Below are 23,012 nucleotides of genomic sequence, written 5' to 3' on the forward strand. Positions count from 1 at the left end.
AATCATGCGCTTTACTGATGTTTTTATTAAACGTCCAGTTTTGGCGGTATCTATCAGCTTTTTGATAGCCTTGCTCGGTTTGCAAGCAATGTTCAAAATGCAGGTCAGTGAATACCCTGAAATGACGAATACGGTAGTAACCGTCACCACCAGTTACTACGGTGCAAGTGCTGACTTGGTTCAAGGCTTTATTACTCAGCCATTGGAACAAGCTGTCGCACAAGCCGATAACATTGACTATATGACTTCATCGTCCGTACTAGGTAAATCAACCATTACGGTCAATATGAAGCTCAATACTGACCCAAATGCGGCCTTATCTGACGTATTAGCCAAATCGAACTCGGTTCGTTCTCAGCTACCAAAAGAAGCTGAAGACCCAACCGTAACCATGTCGACCGGCTCAACAACGGCGGTAATGTACATTGGCTTTACCAGTGATGATTTAAAGTCGAGCCAAATTACCGACTACTTGGAACGCGTTGTTAACCCTCAGCTATACGCCGTCAATGGTATTGCCAGTATCGACCTTTATGGTGGTCTGAAATATGCGTTACGTGTATGGCTTGATCCTGAAAAAATGGGCGCATTGAAACTCACTGCAACAGATGTGATGGGTGTACTCAACGCCAACAACTATCAATCCGCGACGGGGCAAGCAACCGGAGAGTTCGTTCTCTATAATGGTAGCGCCAATACTCAGGTATCCAATGTTACTGAGCTTGAAAACTTAGTGGTTAAATCCAATGATGGCCAAGTCACCCGTTTAGGTGATATTGCCAAAGTCACATTGGAAAAAAGTCACGATGTTTATCGCGCCACGGCAAATGGTAATGAAGCCGTAGTAGCAGCGATTAACGCGGCACCTAGTGCCAACCCCATTAATATCGCCGCCAGCGTACGGGATATGTTGCCGCACTTACAACGCAACCTTCCTAGCAACATCACCATGAACATCATGTATGACTCAACCATTGCTATTAACGAGTCTATCAATGAAGTAATTAAGACGATTGCGGAAGCCGCTTTGATCGTTTTGGTGGTTATCACGCTATTCTTAGGGTCACTTCGTGCCGTTATCATCCCTATTGTCACTATCCCGCTATCACTTATTGGTGTGGCGATGGTTATGCAAACGATGGGATTTTCGTGGAACCTTATGACTCTACTGGCGATGGTTTTGGCTATCGGCTTGGTCGTTGATGATGCCATCGTTGTTCTTGAGAACGTCGATCGACACATTAAAGAAGGTGAATCACCGTTCCGCGCTGCGATTATTGGTACCCGTGAAATTGCAGTACCCGTTATTGCGATGACACTAACCCTAGGCGCGGTATATGCTCCGATAGCATTAATGGGTGGTATTACCGGTTCACTGTTTAAAGAATTTGCTCTCACTCTCGCAGGTTCGGTGTTTGTCTCAGGTATTATTGCATTAACACTGTCACCAATGATGTGTTCAAAAATGCTTAAAGCAAACGAAAAGCCAAGCAAGTTTGAAAGCACCGTTCATTCAGTATTGGAACGCATGACCAATCGCTACGAGGGAATGTTGCGCGCGGTTCTTGCTCACAGACCGGTGGTTTTAGCGTTTGCTGTTATCGTGTTTATGAGTTTACCTTTATTGTTTAAATTCATTCCAAGCGAGTTGGCACCTTCCGAAGATAAAGGCGTGGTGATGATGATCGGTACGGGTTCTTCAAACTCGAACTTAGATTACATGCAAAACACCATGAATGACGTCAACGAGATTCTGTCTGCTCAACCAGAAGTTGCATTTGCGCAGGTATTTACTGGTGTTCCAAATTCCAACCAAGCGTTTGGTATCGCTTCGATGGTTCCATGGAGTGAGCGTGAAGCAAGCCAGGCAGAAGTGACCAATCGCATTGGCGGGTTAGTCACTAACATCCCAGGTATGGCGGTAACGACCTTCCAAATGCCAGAATTACCTGGTGCAGGTTCTGGATTGCCGATTCAGTTTGTTATTACCACACCAAATGCGTTTGAAAGCTTATTTACTGTTGCCTCTGATGTACTTGCAGAAACAACAGCAAGCCCGCTCTTCGTTTATTCAAACCTCGATTTAAACTACGATTCGGCAACGATGAAGATTAATATCGATAAAGATAAAGCGGGAGCTTATGGCGTGACCATGCAAGATATCGGTATTACTTTAAGTACCATGATGTCTGATGGCTACGTTAACCGTATCGATTTAAACGGTCGTTCTTATGAGGTTATTCCTCAGGTTGAACGTAAGTGGCGTCTGAACCCAGAGTCAATGAACAACTACTATGTTCGTTCAGCAAATGGCGAAGCCGTACCACTGGGCAGTTTAATCTCGATTGATGTGGTAGCAGAGCCATTATCACTGCCTCACTTCAACCAGTTGAATTCAGCAACCGTGGGCGCAGTTCCATCCCCAGGTACTGCCATGGGCGATGCCATTGATTGGTTTGAAAACACCGCCCAAACCAAACTGCCTGCTGGCTACAACCATGACTACATGGGTGAAGCTCGTCAATTTGTGACAGAAGGAAGTGCGCTGTATGCGACCTTTGGTCTGGCACTGGCGATCATCTTCTTGGTATTGGCTATTCAGTTTGAATCACTCAAAGACCCATTGGTGATCATGGTATCCGTACCGCTTGCTATTTGTGGGGCATTAATTGCTCTGGCATGGGGCGCTGCGACGATGAACATCTACTCTCAGGTCGGTTTGATCACACTGGTAGGTCTGATTACCAAGCACGGTATTCTTATTTGTGAAGTAGCGAAAGAAGAGCAGCTACATAACAAAAAGTCTCGTATGGAAGCGGTAACGGAAGCGGCGAAAGTTCGTCTTCGTCCAATTCTTATGACAACCGCGGCGATGATTGCAGGTCTTATCCCGCTGATGTACGCAACAGGTGCTGGCGCAGCGCAGCGTTTCAGCATCGGTATTGTTATCGTGGCGGGTCTAGCGATTGGTACCATCTTTACCTTGTTCGTATTGCCTGTTATTTACAGCTACCTAGCAGAAAAACACAAACCATTACCAGTGTTTGTGGAGGATAAAGACCTCGAAAAGCTAGCAAGAATTGATGAAGCAAAAGCCGCGTGTCGCGACTTGGCCGACAATCGTTAATCCCTTGCTCGACAAAGGCCACTTCGGTGGCCTTTTTTATACCTATCACAACTCGCCCCACCTCATTGCTCAACATTGGTTCGACTTTTTGCTATCCAAGTAGCGACTTTCCCGTATCAATTACTTAGAATTAGAGCAAATTGAAAGGAGTTTTAGACACTATGTTTGACCCAAAGAAGTTAGAACAAATCGCTAAACAGATTCATGACTCAATGCCAGCGCCAGTTAAAGAGCTTGGCGCCGATGTTGACCAGAAAGTACGCCAAGTTATTCAAGGCCAACTGAATAAATTGGATGTGGTAAGCCGTGAAGAGTTCGACGTACAAACTCAAGTGCTATTGCGTACACGCCAAAAGCTGACAGAGATGGAGCAGAAACTGGCGGCTCTAGAAGAGAAGCTCGCGGATAAGTAATGCAACGCTAGAATAACAAAAGGCTTGGTCAACGGTGACCAAGCCTTTTTATTAGATGTTGTGTTTTATTATGTATTTATTGACCCCAATCTGGCTGGAGTTGTTGCCTAATTTAGCCACCTACCGCGATATTTTTCATATCCGTCATATAACCACGAAGTTCTTCACCAATGTACTCAACAGGGTGGTTACGGATAGTATCGTTTACGGCGATGAGTGTTGCGTTATCCACTTGGTTAGACGTTTCGCCCAGACCTTTACCAATCACATCCGTTGATACCGAAGGCATGAACTTCTCACGCAATAGCGGAGTTGCGACGTTGGCAAATAGGTAGTTACCGTACTCTGCGGTATCTGAAATAACTACATTCATTTCGTATAGGCGCTTACGTGCCACTGTGTTAGCGATAAGTGGAAGCTCATGCAATGACTCATAATACGCTGACTCATCAATGATGCCTGATGCAGTCATGGCTTCGAACGCAAGCTCAACACCCGCACGAACCATTGCTACGAGTAGGATGCCGTTATCGAAATACTCTTGCTCTGAAATTTCGATATCTGACTCTGGGTAATTTTCAAACGCAGTTTCACCCGTCTCTTCACGCCAACCAAGTAGGTTCGCATCGTCGTTGACCCAGTCAGCCATCATGGTGCTTGAGAACTCACCCGTGATGATGTCATCCATGTGCTTGTTGTACAGTGGACGCATTAGCTCTTTCAGCTCTTCAGACAGTTCAAAGGCTTTCACTTTAGCTGGGTTTGATAAACGGTCCATCATGTGTGTAATACCACCGAACTTCAGTGCTTCAGTGATGGTTTCCCAACCGTATTGCAGTAATTTACCGGCATAGCTTGGGTCAATACCGTCAGCAATCATCTTCTCGTAAGAGACAATAGAACCCGCTTGCAGCATGCCACATAGAATCGTTTGTTCACCCATCAAGTCTGATTTTACTTCAGCAACGAATGAAGACTCTAGACAACCAGCACGATGACCACCTGTACCCGCAGCCCATGCTTTAGCGATATCCCAACCTTCACCTTGTGGATCGTTCTCTGGGTGAACCGCAATCAGGGTTGGAACGCCGAAGCCACGTTTGTACTCTTCACGTACCTCGGTACCTGGACACTTAGGTGCTACCATCACAACCGTGATGTCTTTACGAATTTGCATGCCTTCTTCAACCACATTGAAGCCATGCGAGTAACCAAGTGCAGCGCCTTGTTTCATCAGTGGCATCACCGTTTCTACCACATTAGTGTGTTGCTTATCTGGTGTTAGGTTGATAACCAGATCCGCTTGTGGGATCAGTGTTTCGTAGCTTGCCACTTCAAAGCCGTTCTCTTTGGCGTTTTTGTATGATTGACGCTGCTCATCAATCGCAGCCTGACGCAATGCATACGCAACGTTGAGGCCTGAATCACGCATATTTAGGCCTTGGTTTAGGCCTTGAGCACCACAACCAACAATGACAATCTTCTTACCTTTAAGGTAATCCGCTTCCGTGGCGAATTCGCTGCGGTCCATAAAACGACAACGACCAAGTTGGTCAAGCTGCTCACGAAGGTTTAAAGTGTTGAAATAGTTAGCCATTAGGCGCTCCTTTAAGAATTTGTCCATTGAAGGTCGGTCGCTTTGTACCGAATAAGTTCATACTAAATCAGACAGTAAGTTGCTTAAAGTGATATATTCACAATTAGTTATTGCAATAAATGCAACAAGGACATGACGCTTTTATGAACATTAAGAGTCTGCAGCTATTCATTCATCTGTGTGATAGTAAAAGCTTTGCTAAAACCGCCTCTGCGATGCACATCAGCCCGTCAGCGCTCAGTCGCCAGATTCAAAAATTAGAAGCGGACACTAAGCAAGTACTGTTCGTGCGTGACAACCGTAGTGTTGAGCTGACACCTGCCGCGAAAAAACTGCTCCCTGTCGCACTCAACATTTTAGGTGAATGGCAAGATTACAACGCTCACATTAAGGGCCATGAGCAGGAATTACGTGGTGAGATTCGCCTGTTCTGTTCCGTGACCGCCAGCTATAGCCATCTGCCTGAATTGCTGTCTGAGTTTCGCCTCCAGCACCCTTTTATTGAGTTTAAACTTTCGACAGGTGACCCGGCTCAAGCCATCGATAGAGTGCTTGCCGATGATGTCGATATGGCAATAGCGGCGAAGCCGGAACAACTTCCCGCGCGAATAGAGTTTGAGGCCATCAGCGAAATTCCACTTTCGGTAATCGCGCCAGCTGGAGTCAGTAATTTCGCCAAAGTGCTGCAACAAGATAAACCTGACTGGTCATTAATTCCGTTTATTGTGCCAGAGTCAGGTACCGCGCGAGAGCGGGCCAATACGTGGTTTAAGGCAATGAAAATTAAGCCTAATATTTATGCGCAAGTCTCTGGTCATGAAGCGATTGTCAGTATGGTTGCGCTTGGGTGCGGGGTCGGCATCGCGCCAGATGTGGTGATCAATAACAGCCCAGTAAAAGAGAAAATTGAGCGTTTAAAAGTTGCTTCGATTAAGCCCTTTAGTCTCGGCGTATGTTGCAAACGCTCTCAATTGGATAACCCGCTGGTCAAGGCATTGTGGGACACCGCCCACGATACCTATATCGCTCCATAAGCCCACGCCAGATACAACAAAGCCACCGTTTTTTCAGAGATAGAGAAAGACGGTGGCTTGTGATGCTTGCAATTTTCAAATACGCAGAAGATTTAGATAACGCGAGAGAACTGCTGCTGTCTCGCCTTCGCTCTTAGATACTTATCAAAACACATACAGATGTTGCGAATCAACAAGCGTCCACGCAAAGTCACGCGAATTTCGTTATCGTCAACCTCAACCAATTGGTCATTGATAAAGGTCTGCAGCAACTCGAGATCTTGCTTAAAGTAAGCATTAAAGTTAACGCCAAACTCAGATTCGATCGCCGTTTTGTCGAGCTTAAAGTTACAAATTAGCTGTTTAATCACTTCACGACGAAGTAAGTCATCACTATCTAGAGCCACCCCTTTCCATAATGCGTGGCGCTGATCGCTGACTTGCGCGTAGTACTTTTTCAGCTCTTTCTGGTTCTGCGCATAAGCATCACCCACCATAGAGATGGCCGACACGCCGAAACCGACCAAATCCGCCTCACCTTGGGTGGTATAGCCTTGGAAGTTTCGATGCAAAACACCCTGACGCTGAGCAACCGCGAGTTCATCATCCGGCTTAGCAAAGTGGTCCATACCAATAAATTGGTAACCATCATTGGTCAAAGTGGCAATGGTATCTTGAAGAATCGCCATTTTTTCATCAGCCGCAGGGAGATCCTCATCTTTAATCTTACGCTGCGCTGCAAACAGTTGCGGCATATGAGCGTAGTTAAAGATCGATAGACGACCTGGCTGCATCTCGAGTACTTGTTCTAGTGTCTTCGCAAATGACTGCTTGGTTTGCTTAGGTAAACCGTAGATAAGATCTAGGTTAGTCGAGCGGAAACCGAGCTGATTCGCTCGCTCAACCATGGCAAAAATGAACGCTTCATCTTGCTCTCGGTTGACGAGCTTCTGCACTTCTTTGTTGAAGTCTTGGACACCAATGCTCAAGCGGTTGAAGCCTTCACTACGCAAATGGTCAAGGACATCGAGTTCAATCTCACGTGGATCGACTTCAATGCTGATCTCCGCATCGGCCTCAAAGTAGAATTCACCACGTAAAATGGCCATCAAGCGGCTAATCTGCGTTTTACTGAGGAATGTGGGCGTACCGCCACCGAAATGAAGCTGAGTGACTGTGCGTTGTTGTATCAAAGCCGCGCGAGTGCGGATCTCAAGTTCAAGCGCATCTAAATACTCATCCGCTTTATGGGCGTGACGAGTGATCACCTTATTACAACCACAGTAGTAGCAAAGCTGGTGGCAGAAAGGGATGTGAATATACAACGACAGTGGCCTGTCCGGATACTGAGCACATGCCATGTCATAGTCCGCTACCGTAAACGCCTCGTGAAACTCTAAGGCAGTCGGATATGAGGTATAACGAGGACCTGAATAGTTGTACTTATCTAGGATGGCTTGATCCCAGACGATTTGCTGGCTTGCGACGACAGGCTGCGACATGTTGGTATTTCCGTTTGGGCTATGGTGCTTATTGGGCGCAAGGCGCCATGTCATTAGCAGGCTATTTTGCCACACCTGATGCGAACGCGAAGGTGGGCAGTCTGCTTTTTAACAAGCAATACTCAGAAGTGATAACTCGATCACTACCCTTTTAGAGTGAGTGATCGAGACACGCTTAGATCATTTGGATGTTGATCTGATTGTTCAGTGGCTGAATCTTTTTCTGCAGGCGCTTAAGTTCTTCAATAATGTCTTGTTGAAGACGCGCTTCTGCTTTGTGGCGCTCAAGGTTGTGCTTCATGCGCTGTTGCTTGTCAAGTTGCTGCCTTTCTTCGCCGCGTGGCATATCTTTAACGATATGGAACAGCTCTGAAGTCGCTGGAAACTCTTGGTCGAAATCGACACGGTCTTCACCCTGAACATAGTCCATGATGTTATAAACACGAATACTGATTTCCGACAGGTCACACTGCTCTTGGATACCGGCTAAGCAAAGAACACTCACGCTTTCAAAGATATTGGCATTACGCTTCTCAATGGCAAGCTTGTGGTGCTGCAACTGCAAATCCTTTTGCTTCTTAAGCTGGAGCAGAAGGTAACCCGCATAAACGGCCAGACCGAGAATAATCGCTCCGCCAGCAATGGCTAATAAGGTTACATTCATAGTGCTCTTTTACCCTTTAAATTGATTCAGGTCTAAACTCTCGAACTGAGACAATAATGCTTCATCAGAGTCGGCTTTTTTGCTCGGTTTCTTTGCCGCAGCAGGCACGACGACTTCTGGTTCAACCTCGTCTTGTGATTCTTCTTGGTAAATACCAAGTTGTCTCATCAATACTTCGATACGAGCAAGCTTCTCGTCAACGTACTTTTGCAGACCCATACCGAGCTTGTCACCATTGTCTAAACGATCAAGCAATACATTGAGCTGTGCATCGTTTTCCAATATTTCCAGCTCTTTCTCTGCACTTATACGACGCTCAACCTTAGTTGGTTTCTTCGCCGCTTCAACAATCAGTGGAATTTTTTTCTTGCTGCCCAAACGTGGGTCACGTTTTTGACCTGCAGAGTTCTGCTGTTCATTTTGTGCGTCAGAGTGACGGTTACCCGTTTTTAAACCTTTGCGCTTTTTATCTTTTTTACGCAAACGACCTTCAACGTCGGATTGCGAGCGGTTACGTACTACGACTACGTCGCCATTACCGCCTGATCTTGCTTTTTTACTACGGCTCATTACTGGGCTTTCCTCAGTAAAATTACATCATTACCAATAAATTCAAGCTCGAGCTGATCCCGCTCTGCCAGAAAGTGAAACGTTGCTCGGCTAAAGAACACCACGTGGGTGGGATCATTCTTATAATGCCATGCCGCAAACGCTTCTACATCCTTAACCATCTTGGTCATTAGACCAATCCAGCCTCCTGGCTTAACTAAATTCAACCATTGCTGCCACACTTTGTTGGGCTCATATAAGTGCTCGATGACTTCGGTGGCAGTCATAAAGTCATACGTTTTCTGCAATACCTCAGTATCTGAGTGATAGTAGATATCGTACAAACTCATGGTGTGTCCCTGCTCTTGCAACATTAACGATAATGTTGGACCAGGACCACAACCAAAATCTAACCCGTGAGAATGTGGCTCAATGCGCGTTAATATCGGGTCGGCAACTCGTGATAAAAAGCCTCGATACCCAGCGTCATTTGGATCATTCTCATGCAAATCGTAGTGTGCTTTCTCTTGCTTTGCATCAAGACGTTGCTCTGGATTGACAAACACCAAAGCACATTGCTGACATTGAAGATAGGCACGACGCTTATCTGCAAAATAGTGCTCTGTGTCCAAGCTTTGACAAAGGGGACAATTGTGCATGAATACATCCTCAAACAGGGATGCGAAACATACCAGAAAGTCAGGTCAGAGTGGAGCACTATTGCGCAAATAATCAGCGATTATTAAAAAATAGCAATAAAAAAAGCGATAGAGTATCTCTATCGCTTCCTAAATGCCGATTGGCAAAACTGTGTTGCACAGACTTGTGTGCACCAATATTCCATTTGTTTTTTGTGCTTTCCCTGCCAAAAGGTGTTGTTTGCCACCATCCTGGTGAATTTTGGCTTTCCTTTTACTTCCTGATACCTGGGCTATCCCTTAGCCTGATCCGTTACCTGTCTGAACCATTAGACGAGTTGACCATCCGTATCGAGACAGCTTCCTGCTGACTCTTAATCCTTTAATGCTATCGAATCTCCGTGACTCGCAATCCTTGGAGACGTCCTAGTCTGAATTCCTCTATCAGCGCCCTGCCGATAACTTCACTTTATCGCGTTACCAACTTGATGCAATCCACGAATAGCAAAAAACCGCTATTTTTTTTCAGCCGAATTTTAGACCTTTATTTTTCAATCATTTATCAATCGAAGCGCGTCGTATCAAGCAACAAGTATGGACGATCTCTTACAAGTACAATCGCTAGATTGCTCACCGCGAGGACCCTCTAACTGTGAGCGAGCACGCATGAAAAAGCCCAAACCTAAGTTTGGGCTTTTTCAGTACAACTTTGTGCTCGAACGAATAAGTAGGGCTTAGTGTAGGCCACCAACGTATTTAGAAAGAGTATCGATATCTTCATCAGTCAGCTTCTTAGCGATATCACGCATCATCGCGTTCATATCGTTGTCACGATTTCCATCGCGGAATTTTTCAAGCTGAGCCTTGATGTAGTCGGCGTGTTGGCCAGAGATTTTAGGAAAACCTGAAAGCTCAGTACCATTACCACGAGGACCATGACAAGCGATACATGCGGCTAAACCACGCTCTGCATCACCGGCTGTGTAGAGGGCCTTACCTTTTTTGACAACATTTTCTGGCGTTGAGTTGCTAGAAATTGGCAAAGAAGCGTAATAAGCCGCAAGGTCTTGCATATCTTGCTCAGACAGTGGCATAGCCATACCACTCATCACAGGATCGTAACGACCTTGCTTACCATTGCTAGTCATACCTAGCTTGAGATCTTTGAGCTGCTTTTCTAGGTACTTAGCATGCTGACCTGCAAGTTTAGGGTACATAGCGAGTTGACTGTTGCCATCAGCACCGTGGCAGGCAACACACGTTTGGGATTTTGCTTTACCAGCTTCGATGCTGCCTTGGGCCCACACAGAGCAGCTGGCTAAAAGACTCAAGATTAGCGCTAATTTCTTCATGACATTCCATTATAATTATCAAGCTTCCGGTACCACTCTGCGTTAACACTCATGGTACAATAGGCGACCTTATGCCGAGCACGGTTATTTTACACAATTTCACAAAAAAGTAATCAATCGACTACACAAAGTCGAGATGGAGTTAACAGTGAGCGTAAAAATTCATTATCAAAACACGCATTTCATCACCAGCGCACCTGATATTCGTCATTTGCCTGAAGATGAAGGTATCGAAGTTGCGTTTGCAGGGCGCTCCAACGCCGGTAAGTCAAGCTCTCTAAATCGCCTGACCAATCAGCGCAACTTAGCTAAAACCAGTAAAACCCCTGGTCGTACTCAATTAATCAACTTATTTAAAGTGACTGAAGGTTGCCATATTGTTGATTTGCCGGGCTATGGCTTTGCGCAGGTCCCGCTCGAGATGAAAAAGAAATGGCAAAAATCTCTCGGTGAGTATTTACAAAAGCGCCAGAGTTTAAAGGGCTTAGTGGTATTGATGGATATCCGTCACCCAATGAAAGACCTCGACCAACAACTGATTTTCTGGGCAGTCGACAGCGGTATTCCAGTCCAGGTGCTATTAACGAAAGCAGATAAGTTGAAAAGCGGCGCACGTAAAGCACAGGTGCTAAAAATTCAGCAAGAGGCCATCGGCTTTGGTGGCGATGTCAACGTTGCCCCATTCTCATCACTTAAAGGCATCGGCGTTGATGTGTTACGCAATAAGCTTGATACTTGGTTTGCACCCGCGATTGCTGCGCAAATGACTGATGATGTCATCGAAGCAGAGTTAGTGGATGAAACAGAGTCAGTGGATGTAGATAGCGACGAACAACAATAACGCTATGCAATAGAATCTTAGCCCTGCCAATTTTGGTGGGGCTTTTTTTGTTGCTCATTTTTATTGTTGAAGAAATAAAGAGCCCCACCATCCTGGCGGGGCAATGGGAGAGAAATAATCGTTATTAGTTATTATCTGCTAAGCATTATGCATCTCGCGATGTAAATCAATCACCTAGACTAAGCCACCCTCACGACAACCTCTTCATTATTTATAGACTAACCCACTGATAAATTTATCTTTATTTATTATTTACGACTTTTCTTGCCGATTGAGCCACTTTGATTTTCGAATCAAAATAACCAAAGTGTGATTGGTATAAAGTTACAAAGTTTTGCAAAATTACACATTCACACTGACCAGGAGTCGACATTAGAAAAGTAAATAAGCGTTGGATAACGTGGCGTTAAAAGAGGGAAATCGCGGTGAAAAGTAGTATGAAAAGTTTTCTTTGGCCCAATAAAAAACGCCCCAGTCAAAAGCTGACTGGGGCGGCTGAATCAGCCTAATCCAATAACGTGAAACAAAAGGTCTGAAAGATAGAACATCTTACCTCTGTACCCTACGTCGAATAATGTACAACAATTGGTCAGAAATGAAAACCACTTTTGTAACTTTTTTTCATGATAGTTTTGTTAAACTACATATCAACCAGCAGGTGCGTAACTTCTTTTAGGTGTAAAAAAAGCCAGTGTTTGTGCACTGGCTCATGTTATTGCGTTGTTTTTGCGACTTTTATGTCTAGTGAGCCTGATCCCAGTTGTCACCGTGGCCTGACTCAGCCACCAATGGAACGTTTAGTTGGGCGGCAGACTCCATCAATTGTTGTACTTTACTTTCAATTTCGGCCAAAGCTGACTCTTTAACTTCAAAAACCAGCTCATCGTGTACCTGCATCAGTAACTTCACTCGACCATCGCCATGTTGCTCAATCCAGTCAGCAACCAGCAACATCGCCTTTTTAATGATATCCGCTGCCGTTCCCTGCATGGGAGCGTTAATCGCCGCGCGCTCAGCCGCTTTGCGACGCATGCCATTACGTGACTTAATTTCTGGTAGGTGTAAACGGCGACCAAAAATGGTTTCAACGTAACCTTGTTCCGATGCTGCGCTGCGCGTGTCTTCCATATAGTGCATAACACCAGGATAACGTTCAAAATAGGTATCGATATAGTGCTGCGCTTCACCGCGTGGAATGCCCAACTGTTTGGCCAGACCGAACGCACTCATGCCATAAATCAAACCAAAGTTAACCGCTTTAGCACGACGACGCTGTTCGCTGGTGACCTGTTCAATATCAACACCGATGATCTCAGCGGCGGTGGCGGTATGAATATCTTTACCTTGTTGAAACGCTTCCAACAGTGCCTTATCGCCCGATAAGTGGGCCATAATGCGCAGTTCAATTTGCGAATAGTCGACGGCCATGATCTTATAACCATGCGGTGCAATGAATGCTTGGCGAATGCGGCGCCCCTCTTCATTACGAATTGGAATATTTTGCAAGTTTGGATCGGTCGATGAAAGACGCCCAGTCGCTGTAACCGCTTGATGATATGAGGTGTGAACACGCCCAGTTTCAGGGTTAATCATCTTCGGCAATTTGTCGGTATAGGTCGACTTTAGCTTGGCTAAACCACGATATTCTAAAATCAGCTTTGGTAGTGGGTAATCAAGTGCTAACTCTTGCAACACCTCTTCGTTGGTCGATGGCGTACCTGATGGCGTCTTCTTCACCACGGGAAGTCCCATTTTCTCAAACAAAATCGCTTGCAGTTGCTTGGGAGAGTTCATATTGAACTCTTGCTCGGCAACCTCGTAAGCCTTTTGTTCAAGCTGGTCAAGACGCTGAGCTATCTCTTGTGATTGCGTGGCCAGCTTCATATCATCAATCAATACACCAGTACGTTCAATACGTGAAAGCACAGGCACTAAAGGGACTTCGATTTGCTCATAAACCGCTTTGAGTTTTTCGTCCTGGTCGATGTTTTCCATTAAGCGCTTGTGCAAACGTAGCGTCACATCTGCATCTTCGGCCGCATAAGGCGCAGCTTGGTCGAGTTCAATTTGATTGAAGGTGAGCTGCTTTTTGCCTTTGCCTGCGATTTGCTCGAAAGAAATACAGCTATGTTGCAAAAAGCGCAGTGCTAAGCTGTCCATGTCATGTTTACCGCCAACACTGTTGTAAACATACGAAGCCAACATGGTGTCGTATTTGATACCTTTCAATTCAATGTCGTATCGAGCCAATACGCTTGCATCATATTTGAGGTTTTGTCCTACTTTGGCTTGCGAGTCATCTTCTAAGATCGGCTTGAGTTGTGCTAGAACCCAATCACGGTCAAGCTGTTGCGGGGCATCTAGGTAGTCGTGCGCCACAGGTACATACGCTGCCACCCCCTCTTCGACCGCAAACGAGACCCCGACGAGATTAGCCACCATGTAGTTGAGGCTATCGGTCTCGGTATCGAAGGCAAACACATCCGCCGCTTTAAGCTTATCGAGCCAAATATTGAACGTCTCTTGATCTAAAATCGTTTGGTATTGGCTACGATCGATGTTGACTGCTGAGACATTGAGCTCAGGCGCGTTTGTCACTGACCCCGAGTTACGCATTGCGCCTGACTTTTCGTCGGCTTCGACCACACCCGTGCCACCTTCAAGTAGCTCGTTGAGCCATGACTTGAATACCAACTCACCGTACAATTTAACCAGCTCGTCTTTGTTCGGCACGCTCTTGAGCAACGCGTCGTAGTCTTGCTCTAGCTCAACATCCAATTTGATGGTCGCTAGCTCATACGAGAGCATCGCATTGTCTTTATTGTCGATGAGTTTTTTTGCCATGGTCTTGGAACCACGGAAACCAAGCGCAGCAATATCATCGAGATTTTGATAAATTTTCTCTAGGCTGCCAATGCCCTGTAACAAAGCCGTCGCGGTTTTATCGCCGACACCCGGAACCCCCGGAATGTTATCGACTTTATCGCCCATCAAGGCTAGATAATCGATGATCAATTCGGGAGGAATACCAAACTTCTCAATCACCCCTTCACGATCAAGCACAACATTCGTCATGGTGTTGATCAAAGTAACGTTCTCATCCACCAACTGGGCCATATCTTTATCGCCAGTACTGATCAGCACAGGGACACCATTTTGAGATGCTTGATGGGCTAAAGTACCGATCACATCATCCGCTTCAACGCCTGGAACACAAATCAAGGGAAGCCCCATGGCACGGATAACATTATGTAAAGGCTCGATTTGGCAACGTAGATCATCCGGCATCGGCGGACGATTGGCTTTATATTCCGGATACATATCATCACGGAAAGTTTTACCTTTGGCATCAAACACCACGGCCATACGATCCGACGCAAATTGACGCATCATACTGCGCAGCATATTAACCACACCGTAAACAGCGTTGGTCGGTATATCACCATTACTCATGGTGCCAGGATAAGCATGAAAAGCGCGGTAAAGGTAAGAAGAACCGTCGATGAGTATTAACGGATTATCAGGGATATGAGCCATAGTCTTTACGTATCCAAAGAAAATGCAAAAAGATCTGCCTAGAATGCCATGACTGCGTCAGTGAATCCATTTTAACTCTGTCACCGTTAGCTCTCTTGTTGGTTGATTCTGCTCTCGATCAACGCCACCCATTGTGGATAACTCTGTTCATACTATTTATCCACAGGATATAAAAATGGGTACAAAGCAATAAAATCAAAACATAAGCCACTGAAATAAAGCAATAAATTACAAGATCGATCCCGTTAAGATCGATCTTATTTTGATCTTGGATTGTGGAAAAGACTATTGGTGTCCTTTTGTTCATTACCAAATCGCAGACATAAAAAAAGCGACATCGAAAGATGTCGCCTAGCAAAAAGGGTTAAAGCAAATACATAGTGAGGTGCTTTACCATAAAGCTATAAATTACACTGGAAGCAATGTGAGCAATGTCGTGTCAAAAAGAACTGGGGTAAGTCCGTAAAGTGCCGTGTCATTACCAAGCTCAATAATGAATTGGGTAATTCGACGTCTTTGTGAACTTCTCTCATTCCCTAAGACGAGATAAATAATAACCATTCTCATTTAATTGTTCAAGCATTAAATGAGAAAAAGTCTCATTTAATTTTTAAGACTGTTTAAAATGACTTAATAAAATGAATTCGGCTGTCACTCAAAGGCTGCTTATGCTCAAAATGTTCAATCAAATAACCGTTGCGCAGCAGCAGCCTCAACATTGCTGGAAACTGATTGCTCGACTTCACTTTGAGTTGCTGATAACCCTGCTGCTCGACCCATTGCTGTTGAAATTCAAGTAAGGATTGGGCAACGCCTTTATTCCTCGCCATCGGCGAAACGCCACCGAACCAACTATAAAAAGTCTTACTATCGAGTTGATAGCCAATTTTGAAACCCAAGATCTGACCAGCTTGCTCGGCAACTTGAATCAAATGGCGTTTTTGTTGCAATCGTATCGATAGCGTTTCAATGGTCTCTTTACGTCGAAACTCATCGATCTGTTCGACAACTTGCACACACTCAGACAGAGTGCCTTGGCGATAGGTTATGCTCATGCCTACTCCTAAAACGAATAAAGGCTGACAATCGTCAGCCTTTGGAATGTCGGTTAACTCGCGATGTTAGTCGTGATCGACTTGCAAAAACGTGGCGGCTTGCGCGTTCTCTTGTGCTAGCCACTCAGCGACATCTTTCGCAAAGTAGGTCAAAATACCGTCGGCACCAGCGCGCTTAAAGCACAATAGTGATTCCATCACAGTATCACGCTCACTAAGCCAGCCATTAGCAAAGGCCGCTTTATGCATCGCATACTCACCAGAAACTTGGTAAGCAAACGTCGGTACTTCGAGCTCAGATTTCACTCGGCGTACAACATCTAAATACGGCATGCCCGGCTTAACCATCACCATATCTGCACCTTCGTTGATGTCCATCGCGACTTCATGAATCGCTTCATCACTATTGGCAGGATCCATCTGGTAATTTTTCTTGTTGCCACCTTTAAGGTTGCTAGCACTGCCAACCGCATCACGGAAAGGACCGTAGTAGCATGACGCGTATTTCGCTGAGTAAGCCATGATCTGAGTATTAATATGACCAGCATTCTCTAGTGCTTGACGAATCGCACCGATACGACCGTCCATCATATCCGATGGCGCAACCACATCAGCACCCGCTTCAGCATGAGACAGCGCCTGTTTAACCAATACCTTGGTGGTTTCGTCGTTCAACACGTAGCCGTCTTCATCAATGATGCCGTCTTGGCCATGCGTGGTGAACGGGTCAAGCGCAACGTCAGTAATCACACCAATTTGTGGTACATGCTCTTTCAGAGAACGAACGGCACGCTGAACTAAACCTTCCGGGTTATAAGCTTCAGCAGCGCATAAGCTTTTCGCATCTTGGTTTACGACAGGGAAGAGAGCAATGGCTGGTACACCCAGTTGCGCGAGATACTGCGCTTCTTCTAACATCAAGTCGATCGATAGACGCTCGATACCCGGCATTGATTCGATGCTTTCACGGCGATCCTTGCCCATCAAAATAAACATTGGGTAGATGAGATCATTAACAGACAATTGGTTCTCAGCCATCAAACGGCGGCTAAAGTCATGTTTACGCAAACGGCGCATACGACGGCCAGGAAACTGACCTTGAATCGATACTGACACTCTATTCTCCTTGTCTGGTGCAAGTGCTTTTGCCTGCATAATATCACTCCTTACAAGTGACGCTAGCGACAAAGCAGAAAAATGCAAAAAATGACCCAAAGCTCACACTGCCGTATACTGACGACCTCTCATCAACCAAGAGATTTACCATGATTGATAGCCATGCTCATATCTATGCCAGCGAATTTGATAATGACCGTGATGACGTTGTTGCTCGCGCATTAGCTCAAGGCATTGATAAAATTCTGCTGCCCAACATCGACTTAGAGTCGATTGAGCCCATGCTAGCTACGCAGGCCAAGTACCCAAATATCTGTCGTTCGATGATGGGTTTACACCCCTGTTATGTCGATGGCAACGTCAAACAGACGCTCGATATCATTCACTCTTGGTTTGCCAAACATCACTTTATTGCCGTTGGTGAAATTGGCATTGATCTCTACTGGGACAAAACCTTTAAAGCCGAGCAAGAGATGGCATTTATCACCCAACTCAATTGGGCCAAAGAGATGCAACTGCCAGTGGTGATTCATACCAGAGACTCAATACAAGAGACCTTAACTCTACTGAGTAAAGAACAAGATGGGACACTGTCAGGCGTGTTTCACTGCTTCGGCGGTAGCCTTGAAGAGGCACATGCGATCAACGGCTTAGGGTTCCACCTTGGGCTTGGTGGCGTTTCTACGTTTAAAAACGGTGGTATGGATAAAGTAATCCCTGAGCTTGATATGGATTATGTGATTCTCGAAACAGATTGCCCTTACTTGGCCCCAGTTCCACACCGAGGTAAGCGCAATGAGCCCGCTTACACTCATTTGGTTGCCGAACGAGTGGCAACTCTACGTGATATCAGCCTGCAAAAGGTAGATAGCATCACAACCGAAAACGCCAAGCGGTTGTTTAAACTATAAGCTTAAATGATCAAAAAAAGGCCTGCCCACTGGCAAGCCTTTTAACACTATCTATCGCATCAATTACGTTTCTTCTTGTTCATCCGTTTCTTTGCGCACATAAAAACGGGCAAAGAACAGGCCGACTTCGAACAGTAAACACATCGGAATCGCCAGTAAGGTCTGCGAAATCATATCGGGCGGAGTCAGCATCATGCCGACGACAAACGCGGCCACCACAATATACGGGCGCTTCTCACTTAAGCTTTTCGGATCAGTCGCGCCTGTCCAACACAATAAGATGATCGCGACTGGCACTTCAAACGCAATCCCGAACGCCAAGAACAGCGCCAGAACAAAGTCGAGATAACTTGAGATATCAGTGGCAAACTCGACCCCGCCAAGTGAAATTGCCGTGAAGAAGCCAAACACCAACGGGAATACGACAAAATACGCAAACGCCACACCGCAGTAAAAGAGCAGTGAACTCGAGAACAGCAGTGGCATGACTAAACGACGTTCATGTTTGTATAAACCGGGTGCAACAAAAGCCCACACTTGATACAAGATAAACGGCACCGCAACAAAAATAGACGCGATCAGCGTCAATTTTAACGGCGTAAAGAAAGGCGATGCGACATCGGTGGCGATCATTGTCGCCCCCTCAGGTAGCCTGTCGACTAAAGGCGCCGAAACAAACTCATAGATGTCATTGGCAAAATAGATCAGCCCCAAGAACACCACTAACACTGCGACAATAGCACGCAGTAAGCGATTTCTTAGCTCAAGTAAATGGCTGATCAAAGGTTGTGTCTGCTCAACAGAAGACATGGAAACCTCTACGGTAAAAGATCGAAAAGGAGCTACTGGTTAGCAGCTCCTCCTAATGCGAGACTATTCGGCTTTTTTATCTGCCTGTGACAACGGCTGAACATCAAGTTGTTCAGTCGGTTGCTTGGAGTCATCAGCACTGTCAGCGCTATCTGCTAGCTCGCTGTCAGTCTCAACACGCTTACTGGTTGAGTCGCTTTTGCTCGCATACGGGCGTTGAACGTCTTGCGCTGCTTGTTTGAGCTGTTCGACGGAAGATTTCAGTTCAGGTGATAAATCTTCCATGCCCATTTTCTCAGCTTTACGCAAGTTGTCTTGTAGCTCTTGAACTTTCAACTCATGTGACAGTTCGTCTTTCACGCTATTGGCCATGTTTTTCGCCGCACCAATAAACTTGGAAACACTGCGAATGGCATGAGGTAAACGCTCAGGACCAAGCACTACAAGCCCAACGACAGATATTAATACCAGTTCCCAAAAACCGATATCAAACACCGGTTATGCCTGCTCTTTGTCTTTCTTAGTGTCAGCAGTCGACTCGGTTTTCTGCTGCCCTACACTCTTTTGCTGATCGAGATCTTTTTGCTCGAAGTCAGCGTCTTTCTTAGCCGTGTCGTCTTCGCTCATGGCTTTCTTAAAACCTTTGACTGCACCACCAAGATCGCCACCAATACCGCGCAGTTTTTTAGTACCAAAAAGAAGCACGACAATCACAGCAATAATCAAAAGTTGCCAAATACTAATACCACCCATTCTTTTTACCTCGGGTCTTATTAAACAAATTCATTTCAAGAGTTTAGCGTCTATTGACGGTAAGCTCGCCAACTAAGCAACCAAAATGTGACACCACCAAAGGCACTGGCCAATGAAAGTTGCTCATAGGGGCTGTTAACCAATATTGCCGAGCATACGACTAATGTGGCTCCAACACCAAATAAAAATTTTCCGGTCGCCTGTTGTCGCTTTGTTGAGCGATAACCTTGGTAAAGCTGATCAATGCGTTGATTCATCATTTTACCTTGGCGTAAGCTATCATACAGTAGCTCTGGTAGTTCTGGCAGTTTCTCTGCCCAAAATGGCGCGCGGTCTTTTACCGCATTGATCACCGCTTTAGGACCAACCTGATTCATCATCCACTCTTCCAAGAAAGGCTTCGCGGTTTCCCATAAATCAAGTTGTGGGTAGAGCTGGCGACCTAAACCTTCGACATAAAGTAAGGTTTTTTGCAGCAATACCAACTGAGGCTGCACTTCCATATTAAAGCGACGCGCGGTGTTAAATAGATTCAACAACACATGGCCAAACGAAATTTCGCACAGGGGTTTAGCGAAAATAGGCTCACACACGATGCGAATCGCAAACTCAAACTCATCGACATTGGTTTCACGTGGAACCCAACCGGACTCTACATGCAACTCAGCGACGCGGCGGTAATCGCGATTAAAAAAGGCTAAGAAGTTTTCCGCTAAATAACGCTTATCTTCACTGTTTAACGTACCAACGATACCGCAGTCCAAACCAATCCAACGTGGATTTTCAGGGTGCTTCGGCTCAACAAAAACATTACCCGGATGCATGTCAGCATGAAAAAAGCTATCACGAAAGACTTGGGTGAAAAACACACTCACGCCACGTTCCGCAAGTAATTTCATGTTGGTACCGTTAGCGACCAGTCCTTCGATGTCAGACACCTGGATGCCGTATATTCGCTCAGAAACCATGACATTTTTATTACTAAAGTCAGTAATAATCTCTGGAACATACAGTTCTTCACTGCCTTCAAAGTTGCGTCTAAGTTGAATCGCGTTGGCCGCTTCTCGTCTTAAATCAAGTTCATCGAGCAAAGTTTTCTCGTACTCACGAACCACTTCAACCGGTTTTAAACGGCGTGTTTCAGGCGTTGCTTTGGCGACTATACGCGCCATGCGATACATCAGTTTTAGATCTGCATCAATGACTGGACGAATATCCGGCCTGATGACCTTTAATACCACTTCTTGGTTAGTCGACTTCAGCGTGGCAGTATGAACCTGAGCGATTGATGCTGACGCAAGCGGCTCTATGGCAAAATCATCGAACCAGGTTTCCAGCGGGCCACCAAGCGCTTGCTCAATTTGTTGTTTGGCCAACTGACCATCAAAGGGCGAGACCTGGTCTTGCAATAAAGCCAGTGGATCCGCGATGTGCGGTGGGAACAGATCGCGCCTTGTCGACATCATCTGACCAAATTTAATCCACACCGGCCCTAGCTCTTGCAACGCAAGACGTAAGCGTTCACCAAGCGGCTTGTCAGCATGCTTATTTTTAATCCAGAACAGGCTTTTTCTGACTAATATTGGCGCTTTGGTCAGTTGATGAGTCGGTAGCAACTCATCCAAACCATACTCTAATTGGACGCGAACAATATGATAGAGGCGACGCAGCTCGGAAAGGGTCATGCACGCTCCAGTAGTTGATTGAGCTTAGCTTCAATACGCGCCGCCTGGCTTTTAACCTCATCCACTTGATCGCAAAAATGCGCGACCTCAAGTGGTGGCGGAGCGATTCTCCACTCTTCGGTAAAGACTTGGGCCAGATGATGCTGGTGCTTACTGGCCTGCGCTTTAACCAAATGACCAAGGTTAGTCACCCCTTGCACAACCGTATGTGCCACCACATCGCCAGTCACTCTTGATAGCCACTCTTCGATATCAGGCTTACAGTCCGTCATCAACTGCGAGAACTTCTGCGCCAACTGAATATCCCCTTCCAACACCAACTTGTCTTGTTTGATCAATTTAGTGATATTGGATTGGTCGCGCAGTTCAAGTAAGACAGAGAGATTGAGTGACAGGTAGCAATCGGGCTGACCTTCATAGTGGGCTAACACATCAATCTGCTGACTAAAGATGAAGGTCAGCGTTTTATTCACTTCCTTAAGATGGACTTGAATCACCTGACCTTTTAGACGAGCAAGACGACGACCCAATTCAGGGTCATCGTTAATTAATGTATTCAGCGTAGTTTCAATCACAGCAGTGACAAGCGGTTCAAATGGCATAACACCCTACCTTAGAATTTGTAACCACGGTGCAGCGCAACAATGCCACCAGTTAAGTTGTAGTAGCTAGTTTGCTCAAAGCCAGCTTGATCCATCATGCCTTTCAAGGTTTCTTGGTTAGGGTGCATGCGAATAGATTCGGCCAAATAACGGTAACTTTCACCATCGTTGGCCACCAGCTCACCCATTTTAGGCAGTAGATGGAACGAGTAGGTATCGTAGATTTTTGACAGCGGCTCTAAGACTGGTTTGGAAAACTCCAACACCAATAAACGCCCACCGGGCTTAAGTACTCGATACATTGAGCGCAACGCTTTATCTTTATCGGTCACGTTACGTAGACAGAAGCTGATGGTGATAGCATCAAAATAGTCATCAGGGAACGGCAGCTCTTCGGCATTCGCTTGAACGTAGTGAACATTACCAACAATACCGCTATCACGTAGCTTGTCACGACCAACATTGAGCATCGAATTGTTAATATCCGCCAACACGACATGACCTTTCTCGCCGACAATGCGTGAGAATTTAGCCGTTAGATCGCCAGTACCACCACCGAGGTCTAACACTCGCTGACCAGGACGAACACCACTGCAGTCGATGGTAAAACGCTTCCATAGGCGATGAATACCACCCGACATCAAATCATTCATGATGTCGTATTTGGCTGCCACAGAGTGGAATACCTGAGCGACCTTAGCCACTTTCTCTTCTTTCGCTACGGTGGTGAAACCAAAATGCGTGGTTTCATTTGATTCTAAAGCTGTATTCGATTGCACGCTTGTATCCGTCATGATGATTCCTCTTCAAGCAGTGCGTTGTATTATGAAGGCCTCGCACTGCGGGC

Annotated in this window: 20 protein-coding genes; 5 read left to right on the forward strand and 15 right to left on the reverse strand. The window is 45.8% G+C overall.

The window, feature by feature from the left end; translation table 11 throughout:
• Nucleotides 1–4: 4 nt before the first annotated feature.
• The gene (locus tag ViNHUV68_RS14060) at nt 5–3,127 is read left to right on the forward strand and encodes a multidrug efflux RND transporter permease subunit (RefSeq protein ID WP_038175593.1); all 3,123 of its coding nucleotides are present in this window, start codon (nt 5–7) and stop codon (nt 3,125–3,127) included.
• Nucleotides 3,128–3,288: 161 nt separating this feature from the next.
• Nucleotides 3,289–3,540, forward strand: coding sequence for an accessory factor UbiK family protein (locus ViNHUV68_RS14065; RefSeq protein ID WP_038175592.1), 252 nt, complete (start codon nt 3,289–3,291; stop codon nt 3,538–3,540).
• A 112-nt stretch (nt 3,541–3,652) separates the two neighbouring features.
• Here ViNHUV68_RS14065 and ilvC read toward each other — a convergent pair whose 3' ends face one another.
• On the reverse strand, nt 3,653–5,137 hold the full coding sequence (gene ilvC / locus ViNHUV68_RS14070; RefSeq protein WP_391088652.1) for a ketol-acid reductoisomerase: 1,485 nt from the start codon (nt 5,135–5,137) through the stop codon (nt 3,653–3,655).
• A 143-nt stretch (nt 5,138–5,280) separates the two neighbouring features.
• On the opposite strand from ilvC, the gene ilvY reads away from it, so the two are divergent.
• Nucleotides 5,281–6,171 carry an HTH-type transcriptional activator IlvY gene (gene ilvY / locus ViNHUV68_RS14075; RefSeq protein WP_038175590.1) on the forward strand — a complete coding sequence of 297 codons (891 nt, stop codon included), beginning with the start codon at nt 5,281–5,283 and terminating at the stop codon, nt 6,169–6,171.
• A 92-nt stretch (nt 6,172–6,263) separates the two neighbouring features.
• Here ilvY and hemN read toward each other — a convergent pair whose 3' ends face one another.
• From hemN to ViNHUV68_RS14100, 5 genes are all read right to left on the reverse strand, one after another.
• On the reverse strand, nt 6,264–7,652 hold the full coding sequence (hemN, locus tag ViNHUV68_RS14080) for an oxygen-independent coproporphyrinogen III oxidase (protein WP_391088654.1): 1,389 nt from the start codon (nt 7,650–7,652) through the stop codon (nt 6,264–6,266).
• A 175-nt stretch (nt 7,653–7,827) separates the two neighbouring features.
• Complete coding sequence (locus ViNHUV68_RS14085; protein ID WP_038175588.1) at nt 7,828–8,316, reverse strand: DUF2489 domain-containing protein; 489 nt, start codon at nt 8,314–8,316, stop codon at nt 7,828–7,830.
• Nucleotides 8,317–8,325: 9 nt separating this feature from the next.
• A complete protein-coding gene (gene yihI, locus ViNHUV68_RS14090) occupies nt 8,326–8,886 on the reverse strand; it encodes a Der GTPase-activating protein YihI (protein ID WP_391088657.1) in 561 nt (186 codons plus the stop codon).
• Nucleotides 8,886–9,524, reverse strand: coding sequence for a class I SAM-dependent methyltransferase (locus ViNHUV68_RS14095; RefSeq protein WP_038175586.1), 639 nt, complete (start codon nt 9,522–9,524; stop codon nt 8,886–8,888). The genes yihI and ViNHUV68_RS14095 overlap by 1 nt, the downstream gene beginning before the upstream one ends.
• A gap of 713 nt (nt 9,525–10,237) precedes the next feature.
• The gene (locus ViNHUV68_RS14100; protein WP_038175585.1) at nt 10,238–10,855 is read right to left on the reverse strand and encodes a cytochrome c; all 618 of its coding nucleotides are present in this window, start codon (nt 10,853–10,855) and stop codon (nt 10,238–10,240) included.
• A gap of 148 nt (nt 10,856–11,003) precedes the next feature.
• Between ViNHUV68_RS14100 and yihA the strand changes: the two genes are divergently transcribed.
• A complete protein-coding gene (gene yihA, locus ViNHUV68_RS14105; RefSeq protein ID WP_391088659.1) occupies nt 11,004–11,696 on the forward strand; it encodes a ribosome biogenesis GTP-binding protein YihA/YsxC in 693 nt (230 codons plus the stop codon).
• A gap of 741 nt (nt 11,697–12,437) precedes the next feature.
• Here yihA and polA read toward each other — a convergent pair.
• The 3 genes from polA to hemB form a co-directional block, all read right to left on the reverse strand.
• Entirely contained in the window at nt 12,438–15,233 is a 2,796-nt protein-coding gene (polA, locus tag ViNHUV68_RS14110) for a DNA polymerase I (RefSeq protein ID WP_038175583.1), read from the reverse strand.
• Nucleotides 15,234–15,853: 620 nt separating this feature from the next.
• Nucleotides 15,854–16,288: a GNAT family N-acetyltransferase gene (locus tag ViNHUV68_RS14115; protein WP_038175582.1), complete on the reverse strand. Its 435-nt coding sequence runs from the start codon at nt 16,286–16,288 to the stop codon at nt 15,854–15,856.
• A gap of 66 nt (nt 16,289–16,354) precedes the next feature.
• Complete coding sequence (hemB, locus tag ViNHUV68_RS14120; RefSeq protein WP_038175625.1) at nt 16,355–17,404, reverse strand: porphobilinogen synthase; 1,050 nt, start codon at nt 17,402–17,404, stop codon at nt 16,355–16,357.
• Between the two features lie 149 nt (nt 17,405–17,553).
• Here hemB and ViNHUV68_RS14125 point away from each other — a divergent pair, with 149 nt between their 5' ends.
• Entirely contained in the window at nt 17,554–18,315 is a 762-nt protein-coding gene (locus tag ViNHUV68_RS14125) for a TatD family hydrolase (protein WP_391088661.1), read from the forward strand.
• A 63-nt stretch (nt 18,316–18,378) separates the two neighbouring features.
• Here the strand turns inward: ViNHUV68_RS14125 and tatC are convergent, their stop codons facing one another.
• From tatC to ubiE, 6 genes are all read right to left on the reverse strand, one after another.
• Nucleotides 18,379–19,125, reverse strand: coding sequence for a twin-arginine translocase subunit TatC (gene tatC / locus ViNHUV68_RS14130; protein ID WP_391088663.1), 747 nt, complete (start codon nt 19,123–19,125; stop codon nt 18,379–18,381).
• Nucleotides 19,126–19,188: 63 nt separating this feature from the next.
• The gene (gene tatB, locus ViNHUV68_RS14135; protein ID WP_038175578.1) at nt 19,189–19,620 is read right to left on the reverse strand and encodes a Sec-independent protein translocase protein TatB; all 432 of its coding nucleotides are present in this window, start codon (nt 19,618–19,620) and stop codon (nt 19,189–19,191) included.
• Nucleotides 19,621–19,623: 3 nt separating this feature from the next.
• On the reverse strand, nt 19,624–19,878 hold the full coding sequence (gene tatA / locus ViNHUV68_RS14140; protein ID WP_391088665.1) for a Sec-independent protein translocase subunit TatA: 255 nt from the start codon (nt 19,876–19,878) through the stop codon (nt 19,624–19,626).
• Nucleotides 19,879–19,928: 50 nt separating this feature from the next.
• On the reverse strand, nt 19,929–21,563 hold the full coding sequence (gene ubiB / locus ViNHUV68_RS14145) for a ubiquinone biosynthesis regulatory protein kinase UbiB (protein WP_038175576.1): 1,635 nt from the start codon (nt 21,561–21,563) through the stop codon (nt 19,929–19,931).
• Complete coding sequence (locus tag ViNHUV68_RS14150; protein WP_391088667.1) at nt 21,560–22,165, reverse strand: SCP2 sterol-binding domain-containing protein; 606 nt, start codon at nt 22,163–22,165, stop codon at nt 21,560–21,562. Before ViNHUV68_RS14150 ends, ubiB begins: the two co-directional genes overlap by 4 nt.
• A gap of 11 nt (nt 22,166–22,176) precedes the next feature.
• The gene (ubiE, locus tag ViNHUV68_RS14155; RefSeq protein ID WP_038175574.1) at nt 22,177–22,959 is read right to left on the reverse strand and encodes a bifunctional demethylmenaquinone methyltransferase/2-methoxy-6-polyprenyl-1,4-benzoquinol methylase UbiE; all 783 of its coding nucleotides are present in this window, start codon (nt 22,957–22,959) and stop codon (nt 22,177–22,179) included.
• Nucleotides 22,960–23,012: the final 53 nt, after the last annotated feature.

Origin of the sequence: Vibrio sp. NH-UV-68, from assembly GCF_042940635.1 — a bacterium.
GTDB lineage: Bacteria > Pseudomonadota > Gammaproteobacteria > Enterobacterales > Vibrionaceae > Vibrio > Vibrio pacinii.

What these genes read in the sequence shown, in the direction of transcription:
- ViNHUV68_RS14060 (WP_038175593.1), top strand. Translation starts at nt 5, where the DNA reads ATGCGCTTTACTGATGTTTTTATTAAACGTCCAGTTTTGGCGGTATCT.
- ViNHUV68_RS14065 (WP_038175592.1), top strand. Translation starts at nt 3,289, where the DNA reads ATGTTTGACCCAAAGAAGTTAGAACAAATCGCTAAACAGATTCATGAC.
- ilvC (WP_391088652.1), bottom strand. Translation starts at nt 5,137, where the DNA reads ATGGCTAACTATTTCAACACTTTAAACCTTCGTGAGCAGCTTGACCAA.
- ilvY (WP_038175590.1), top strand. Translation starts at nt 5,281, where the DNA reads ATGAACATTAAGAGTCTGCAGCTATTCATTCATCTGTGTGATAGTAAA.
- hemN (WP_391088654.1), bottom strand. Translation starts at nt 7,652, where the DNA reads ATGTCGCAGCCTGTCGTCGCAAGCCAGCAAATCGTCTGGGATCAAGCC.
- ViNHUV68_RS14085 (WP_038175588.1), bottom strand. Translation starts at nt 8,316, where the DNA reads ATGAATGTAACCTTATTAGCCATTGCTGGCGGAGCGATTATTCTCGGT.
- yihI (WP_391088657.1), bottom strand. Translation starts at nt 8,886, where the DNA reads ATGAGCCGTAGTAAAAAAGCAAGATCAGGCGGTAATGGCGACGTAGTC.
- ViNHUV68_RS14095 (WP_038175586.1), bottom strand. Translation starts at nt 9,524, where the DNA reads ATGCACAATTGTCCCCTTTGTCAAAGCTTGGACACAGAGCACTATTTT.
- ViNHUV68_RS14100 (WP_038175585.1), bottom strand. Translation starts at nt 10,855, where the DNA reads ATGAAGAAATTAGCGCTAATCTTGAGTCTTTTAGCCAGCTGCTCTGTG.
- polA (WP_038175583.1), bottom strand. Translation starts at nt 15,233, where the DNA reads ATGGCTCATATCCCTGATAATCCGTTAATACTCATCGACGGTTCTTCT.
- ViNHUV68_RS14115 (WP_038175582.1), bottom strand. Translation starts at nt 16,288, where the DNA reads ATGAGCATAACCTATCGCCAAGGCACTCTGTCTGAGTGTGTGCAAGTT.
- ViNHUV68_RS14125 (WP_391088661.1), top strand. Translation starts at nt 17,554, where the DNA reads ATGATTGATAGCCATGCTCATATCTATGCCAGCGAATTTGATAATGAC.
- tatC (WP_391088663.1), bottom strand. Translation starts at nt 19,125, where the DNA reads ATGTCTTCTGTTGAGCAGACACAACCTTTGATCAGCCATTTACTTGAG.
- tatA (WP_391088665.1), bottom strand. Translation starts at nt 19,878, where the DNA reads ATGGGTGGTATTAGTATTTGGCAACTTTTGATTATTGCTGTGATTGTC.
- ubiB (WP_038175576.1), bottom strand. Translation starts at nt 21,563, where the DNA reads ATGACCCTTTCCGAGCTGCGTCGCCTCTATCATATTGTTCGCGTCCAA.
- ViNHUV68_RS14150 (WP_391088667.1), bottom strand. Translation starts at nt 22,165, where the DNA reads ATGCCATTTGAACCGCTTGTCACTGCTGTGATTGAAACTACGCTGAAT.
- ubiE (WP_038175574.1), bottom strand. Translation starts at nt 22,959, where the DNA reads ATGACGGATACAAGCGTGCAATCGAATACAGCTTTAGAATCAAATGAA.